Source organism: Fibrobacter sp. (assembly GCF_017545445.1).
Taxonomy (GTDB): Bacteria; Fibrobacterota; Fibrobacteria; order Fibrobacterales; family Fibrobacteraceae; genus Fibrobacter.
The window spans coordinates 21,240-28,324 of the sequence record NZ_JAFWOM010000122.1 but is presented as its reverse complement, the minus strand read 5'-3'; the positions used below and the strand labels follow the sequence as shown (position 1 = coordinate 28,324).

Sequence of the window (7,085 nt, the reverse complement as noted above, 5' to 3'; positions counted from 1 at the left end):
TCCATGCAAGAATTTGTTTCAGCGGTTATCGAGTGAGGGTCACACCCGTTCCCATCCCGAACACGGAAGTTAAGCCTCAGATCGCCGATGGTACCTGGCCCTCGGGTCCGGGAGAGTAGGTCGCCGCTGGATTCACGCCCCCTTGACGGTAAACCGTCGAGGGGGCTTTTTCGTTTTGCCGTCATCCGCCCGCGATTGTCATCCCGGCCCTAAGGTCCCTGAGCTTGTCGAAGGGCCGGGACCGGCTTACACTGTACCCATCGCAGATACGTTTCCCCTCGCGTTCCTAACCTGTAATCCCTATAATCAAACCCCTAACAGTTACTGGATCCTTCCGCCTTCGGCATCAGGATGACGCAAAGGAGCGAATCCCATTGCGGACGCGTTTCCCCTTTGCGGACACGCTCCCGCCTGCGCTTGTCATCCCGGACTTGTTCCGGGACCTGCTTGCACTGCACCCATCGCAGATACGGTTCCCCTCGCGTTGTCATCTCCGCTTTGTTTCGGGGCTGTTTATATGCTTTTGCGTGCAACGCATTCATTTATATAACAACGTTGAGGCGGATTTTATCCACCTTGACGTTGTTTTTTTGATTTATTAAAAATGAAGTTGCAACTGTAGCTTTAATGGCTACACCTTCACATTGAAGTATTCGATTTCGGGGTGGCTGATGTAGAGGCCGCTTACGGAGGCTTGCGGGTACATGGCGCCATTTTCGGTGAGGCTGATACCAACGCTGTTGAAATCGATGAGCTTTGCTACGTTGAAAATTTCCTTGATGTTCGGGAGCACGGGGTAACCGACAGCTGGGCGGATGCCCTTCCAACCGTTGTTATGTTCGAGTTCCTGGCTTAAGTATTCTGCACCTGCTTCGGCGAGGCGGTCGGCGACAGTCTGCATGAGGAGAACGTCGTAATCGCTGCCGCCCTGTTCGGCTTTCAGCTTTTCCAAACGCTTGACGAACGTATTGCTCATGGTCACTGCGAATGCACCGACGATGTCGCGGAACACGTCCTTGCCTGCGGGGGATGCGAAAACGCTTGCGGTATTTGCGTTTGCCGGAGCAACGTAGTCGCAGAGCGCAAGGCAAGTGCCTTCGGGGTTCTGCTGGCGTGCGGTCGAGACTTCGATGAGGTCAGCATCTGTGCCTGTGCGGCCCGTGTTGAAGATGACGGACTTTTCTGTACCGGCAGCTGGGTAAAATGCCTGAACAGCGCGGAGGGAGTATTCAGACTTTGTGAGCGACTTGATGAGTGCTTCGGCATCGGCCTTGAGCTTTTTCGCTTCTTCTTCTTCGGGCTTGATTTTCCAAGTGAAGAAGAAGTATTCCCAGCTGATTAGTGGAATGATTTTTTCGATAGGAATCGGCGGGAGCTTGCTTTCGCCCATGAACGGCGGCTGTACCGGCTGGTATTTGCTCCAGTCGTATTGGAAACGGCGTTCTTCCGGTGTAGAGGCGGCTGCGGCCATGGCGTTTGCGGCTTCGGTCTTGATGCCGTTTTGCTTGTCGCGGATGCGCTGTTGCTCCTCGCGGTTTTCTTGAATCGTTTGTTCGCGGGTGGCGGGGTCGAGCAATTTCTGGGCGAGGCCCGGATTGCTGGCGGCGTCGCGCACATGGAAAACAGGGCCGTCATAGCACGGGGCAATTTTCACGGCGGTATGCGTGGGCGAGGTTGTGGCGCCACCGACAATAATTGGGATGCGCTGACCGGCAGCCTGCATGGCCTTTGCGACTGTACACATTTCTTCGAGAGACGGCGTAATAAGACCGGAGAGGCTCAAGATATCCGCTTTGTTTTCAATCGCGGCTTTGACGATGACATCTTCGGGAACCATCACACCGAGGTCAACCATTTCGTAACCATTACAGGCCATAATCACGGACACGATGTTCTTGCCGATGTCATGCACGTCGCCCTTGACGGTCGCGATGACAATCTTGCCACGGCTTGCGGCGTTTGCGTCCTTGCCCGCTTCGATGTAAGGCTGCAAGATTTCTACGGCCTTCTTCATGGTGCGTGCGGTTTTCACGACTTGCGGGAGGAACATCTTGCCTTCGCCGAAGAGACGGCCGACTTCGTTCATGCCGTCCATCAGCGGGCCGGAGATGATTCCGACGGGGCTATCGCCACGGTTGATGAGTTCCATCAGGTCGGGCTGTAGTGTTGTAGAAGTTCCCTTGAGGAGCGCTTCTTGCAAGCGTTCTTCGGGCGTGGTGGGCTTGGTGTCGGCGGCGCTTTCACCTGCGTCCGCGGAACTTGTACCTGTGCCTGTGCTCATGGCGAAAATCGCTTTCGGATCGTATTTGGTGCCCGCTTCCTTGGCGGCTGCGGCGGCCGCAGTCATGCGGCTTGCGATTTCGATGAGTGCTTCGCTGGCATCCGGTTCCGTATTGAAGATAACTTCGGTAATTGCCATGCGGAGTTCCAGCGGAATCGTCTTGTATTCGACTATCGCGCTCGGGTTCATAATCGCCATGCCCATGCCGTTCGGAATGGCATAATGCAGGAACGTTGTGTGCATGGATTCGCGCAAGTAGTTGTTGCCACGGAATGCGAACGAAAGGTTCGAAAGACCACCCGAGATACGGACGCCGGGGAGGTTGTCCATAATCCAGCGGACGGCGCGGATAAAGTCAATGGCATAGGCGTTGTGTTCTGCCATGCCGGTAGCGACTGTCAAAACGTTCGGGTCGTAAATGATATCGGACGGGTCGAAGTGAAGCTGCTTCACCATGATATCATAAGCGCGGGACGCAATTTGTACGCGACGTTCGTAGTTTGTGGCCTGACCTTCTTCGTCGAAGAGCATCACAATCACGGCTGCACCGAGGCGCTTCACGGTAAGTGCATGTTCGATAAACGCTTTTTCGCCCATCTTGAGCGAAATCGAGTTCACGATGCTCTTACCTTGGATGCACTTGAGGCCTTCTTCGATGACTTCAAAGCGGGAGCTATCGACCATGATAGGCACGCGGCTTACAGCAGGGTCGGATGCAATCAAGTTCAAGAACGTACGCATTTCGGCGGTGGCATCGAGGAGACCGTCGTCCATGTTGACGTCAATGACGTCGGCACCGTCATCGACTTGCTTACGGGCGATGTCGAGGGCTTCTTCGTAATTCTTCTCGTTGATGAGGCGGAGGAACTTCTTGGAGCCCGCGACGTTGCAACGTTCGCCGACCTTCACGAAATCATCGGCGTTACAGCTGTCGGCACCATTGCTCGGACGAACCTGTTCTCTGAACAACGGTTCCAAACCTGCGAGACGGAGACGCGGGCAAGTGACGTACTTGGGCGCGGGTTCACGGCGCTTGTAGTCGGCCGGGAGTTCGTCCAGCATTTTGCGCATTGCGGCGATGTGTTCTGGAGTCGTACCACAGCAACCGCCAATCATATTCACGAGCTTGTCGTCCAGATAAACGCGCATCAGGCGCACCATGTCTTCGGGCGTGTCATCGTAACCGCCGAACTGGTTCGGAAGACCTGCGTTCGGATGGCAGCTGAGGTAGCACGGAGCAATGGCTCCCATGCGGCGGAGGTACGGCACCATGCCATCTGCGCCGAGACCACAGTTTAAGCCGATGGAAAGCGGGTGCATGTGCATCACGCTCACGGCGAAAGCTTCGACCGTCTGGCCCGAAAGTGTACGGCCGGAGGCATCGCTCACGGTCATCGAGAGCATGACTTCGATCGGCTTGATATCTGCTGGTAAGGTCCCTGAGCCTGCCGAAGGGCCTGCTGCTTTGGCGGCTTCAATGCGGGCGTCATTTGCCTTGCTGTATGCGCTGAGGGCAGCCTTCGCGTTCAACGTATCAAAAATCGTTTCAATGAGGATGGCGTCAACGCCTTCTTCCATGAGCACGGAAATTTGTTCCAAATACGCATCTTCGAGTTCATCAAATGTGATGGCGCGGCTAGCCGGGTCGTTCACGTCTTCGCTCATGGAAAGCATCTTGCTTGTGGGGCCGACGTCGCCCAGAATATAGACCTTGCGACCGTATTTCTTGAAGCCTTCTTCGGCGGCCTGCTTCGCGATTTTCACGGAAGCGCGGTTCATCTCCGCGATGCGGTGTTCCTGATGGTATTCGTGCTGGCTCACGCGCTGGCTCGAAAACGTGTTCGTCGTGAGACAATCCACACCTGCATCCACGTAGCGACGCTGGATGTCGAGAATGATGTCGGGCTTTTCGATGGAGAGCATGTCGTTGTTGGCGCCCTTGATCCCGTAAGTCTGGATAACAGAGCCCATGCCGCCATCGAGCAGCATCATCTTTGATTCGAACGCTTCGCGAAGAGTCATTTTAAATTCCGTGTTTAAAATTCGAATTTATGCGTATATTTGTTTTTATGCATAAAAATAGAAAATGCATGGAATGCTGTCATGGGTGGTGAAGGTGGAATAGTCATAATTACATATCTTTTTGAAGTACCGAGTTTTTTTTCGGCGGTTCGGTCTTAGCTCTTCGTTGGAAGACTTTTTGTGCTGCATGCAAACAATGCACAGACTAGTTTTGGCTTTGATAGGCTAGGTTTCTTTTTTTATCCTACTTGTAAAAAATTATATTACGAGTATGAAATCCTTTACTCAATTTTTTTCTGGGTGTGCCGTAGCAATTTACGGACGGGTTTCTAAGTCATCCTCTCCATGCAAATTTTTTAACAAGACTGTTTGACGCATAATTGTATGAAAAAAATATCCCTATTAACTTTGTTTCCCCTTATTCTCCTTTTCAATGCTTGTGGCGATGAAACGACGGAAAACATTACACAAGTGAACATGGCTATGGAAGTACTATCTTCGGCGAAGAACCTTCCGAAGTGTACTAAAGACAACGAAGGCGAGCAGGCTTTTGTGAAAGGTGAAAAATCGGCACGAGTCTGCATTGATGGCGAATGGATTTCTGTTGCTGGAGGTTATTCGTGTACTACAAAGGAACTTAAGGACAAAAGCGGTATTAAGATTATTTGTAATGGCGATAGCATTGGCGTTGTGAAAAACGGGGCTAAGGGAGATGCTGGTGCCGATGGTAAGGATGGTAAAAATGGGACTAATGGAAAGAACGGAACCGATGGCAAACAGGGTGCAAAGGGAGATACCGGTGCTCCTGGCGTGGGCTGCTCCGTCACAAGTCTGACGGATTCGGCGGTGACCATCAAGTGCGGCACTGACTCGTTTACGATGTCGATGCGCGGCTCGAACGGAAACGGCGGTGCAGCTAATACAAGTGTTGTTGATACGAACGAAGTTTATGAAATCGAGAATGCGAGCATCCGTGGTGTGTCGCAGAAGGGACCGTTCGTGAAGGGCGCAACGGTGACGGCGTTTGAATTGGACGGGAGCAAGTCGCTGTTGCAAACGGGCCGTACTTTCAGCGGGACAATTTCTCAGGATGATGGTCGTTTCAATATGAGCAACGTAACTCTCAAGTCAAGTTTTGTTCGCTTGTCGGCAAACGGCTACTATCGTAACGAGGTGACTGGCAAACGTTCCGCATCCCCGATAACATTGAACGCGGTGACTGACCTTTACGCTCGCAATACGGTGAATGTGAACTTGTTGACGCATTTGGAATTTGACCGCGTGGCAGAACTTTTACGCAAAGGTGCTGGAACGCTTAATATCAAGAAGGCCAAAAAGCAGGCTGAACGTGAAATTTTCAACGCATTCCATATTGACGCTACAGGCTTTGGTTATTCTGAAGATTTGGATGTATTCGGCAAGACGGAGGCTGATGCGGCATTGCTTGCGATTTCGATTCTGTTGCAAGGTGACCGCAGCGAAGCCGAACTCACGGAACTATTGACAAGTTGCAGCATTGATCTGAGTTCTGACAGCACGTGGGATGACCTCTCGAAAAGGGCTGAAATTGCGGATTGGGCGGCGACGGTTGACTCTTCTGTGGCTGATTCTGCAAGTCAGTTGGCGAAGTTCCGCAAAAATGTCAAGGATTGGAATCTTTCCGACTCTGTGCCTGATTTTGAAAAGTTTATTCGCAGATTTTGGAGCGAAGAACTTGGACTTGGTGTGTGCGGAGACGATGTTCCTGTAGGAACGGTAAAATGGGTGTCGAATAAGAAATCTAAAAAGTATTATGCCAAGAGTTTCACCGACACAACTAATAAAAATCGCTTTATCTGTGATGATGCGAGCCGGTTCAGATGGCGTGCGGCGACAGACATTGAAAAGGATACTTATCAATGGAAAGCTGGTGAAAATGGTGAACTTAAAAAAGGACAAATCAACAGTAACATTTATTACATCTATGACTCTAGTAAAAAAGCTTGGCGATATGCAACTACTTTAGAAAAAGATACTTACAAAAGAACCTGTACAAAAGATGGAACGTTATTCTCTGGCAACGTTACAGATTCTATGTATGTGTGTGATGCGGGGAAGTTCAGGGTTGCAAATAAAAAACTGGAAATTGAACTGAATCGGGGCTGCGTGAGTTATTTTATGAACAAATCCGATACTTTAGTACTGCATTCGTCTTATACTTGTACACCTGATGGGTGGGTGTATGATTCTGTGAATGTGATTACAGATCCTCGTGACAAGCAGGTTTATAAAACCATCAAGATAGGTTCGCTGTATTGGATGGCCGAAAACTTGAATTACAAAACGGAAAATAGTTATTGTTACAATGATTCTGTGGAATACTGTGCCAAGTACGGTAGGCTTTATACATGGGCGGCAGCGAAATTGGCTTGCCCGAGTGGCTGGCATTTGCCGAGCCGAGCTGAATGGGATAATCTATTTACTGCCGTTGGCGGGGGTGCTACAGCGGGAAAAATTCTCAAGTCGCAGACGGGCTGGGTGAATGACGGAAACGGCACGGATGGTGTTGGCTTTATGGGGCTTCCTGCGGGCTATAGTATCATCGGTTCTTCTGGTAACGTTGGCGAAATCACGCTCTTTTGGAGTTCTTCGGAACTCGATAGCAGTGATGCGTACGATATGTTCCTATCTGAAAAACTCGATGATGCGAATTTGGACGTTAGCAATAAGAACTACGCTTTTTCTGTCCGTTGTGTGCAGGACTAGGCGTAAAATCGGTTTTGTAAAAAATTATATTACGATT

At 50.8% G+C, this 7,085-nt stretch carries 3 protein-coding genes and 1 rRNA gene; 2 read left to right on the top strand and 2 right to left on the bottom strand.

What is annotated here, in order from left to right; translation table 11 throughout:
- The first annotated feature begins 17 nt into the window (after positions 1–17).
- Positions 18–132, top strand: a 5S ribosomal RNA gene (gene rrf, locus IKG78_RS13530).
- 182 nt (positions 133–314) lie between these two features.
- Here rrf and IKG78_RS13525 read toward each other — a convergent pair.
- Positions 315–491 carry a hypothetical protein gene (locus tag IKG78_RS13525; RefSeq protein WP_290944393.1) on the bottom strand — a complete coding sequence of 59 codons (177 nt, stop codon included), beginning with the start codon at positions 489–491 and terminating at the stop codon, positions 315–317.
- A gap of 140 nt (positions 492–631) precedes the next feature.
- Positions 632–4,303 carry a methionine synthase gene (metH, locus tag IKG78_RS13520; RefSeq protein ID WP_290944391.1) on the bottom strand — a complete coding sequence of 1,224 codons (3,672 nt, stop codon included), beginning with the start codon at positions 4,301–4,303 and terminating at the stop codon, positions 632–634.
- A 384-nt stretch (positions 4,304–4,687) separates the two neighbouring features.
- On the opposite strand from metH, the gene IKG78_RS13515 reads away from it, so the two are divergent.
- A complete protein-coding gene (locus tag IKG78_RS13515; protein WP_290944388.1) occupies positions 4,688–7,048 on the top strand; it encodes an FISUMP domain-containing protein in 2,361 nt (786 codons plus the stop codon).
- Positions 7,049–7,085: the final 37 nt, after the last annotated feature.

Bases quoted from the DNA above. Each gene is read 5' to 3' on its own strand.
- IKG78_RS13515 (WP_290944388.1), top strand. From the start codon at position 4,688: ATGAAAAAAATATCCCTATTAACTTTGTTTCCCCTTATTCTCCTTTTC.
- IKG78_RS13525 (WP_290944393.1), bottom strand. From the start codon at position 491: ATGACAACGCGAGGGGAACCGTATCTGCGATGGGTGCAGTGCAAGCAG.
- metH (WP_290944391.1), bottom strand. From the start codon at position 4,303: ATGACTCTTCGCGAAGCGTTCGAATCAAAGATGATGCTGCTCGATGGC.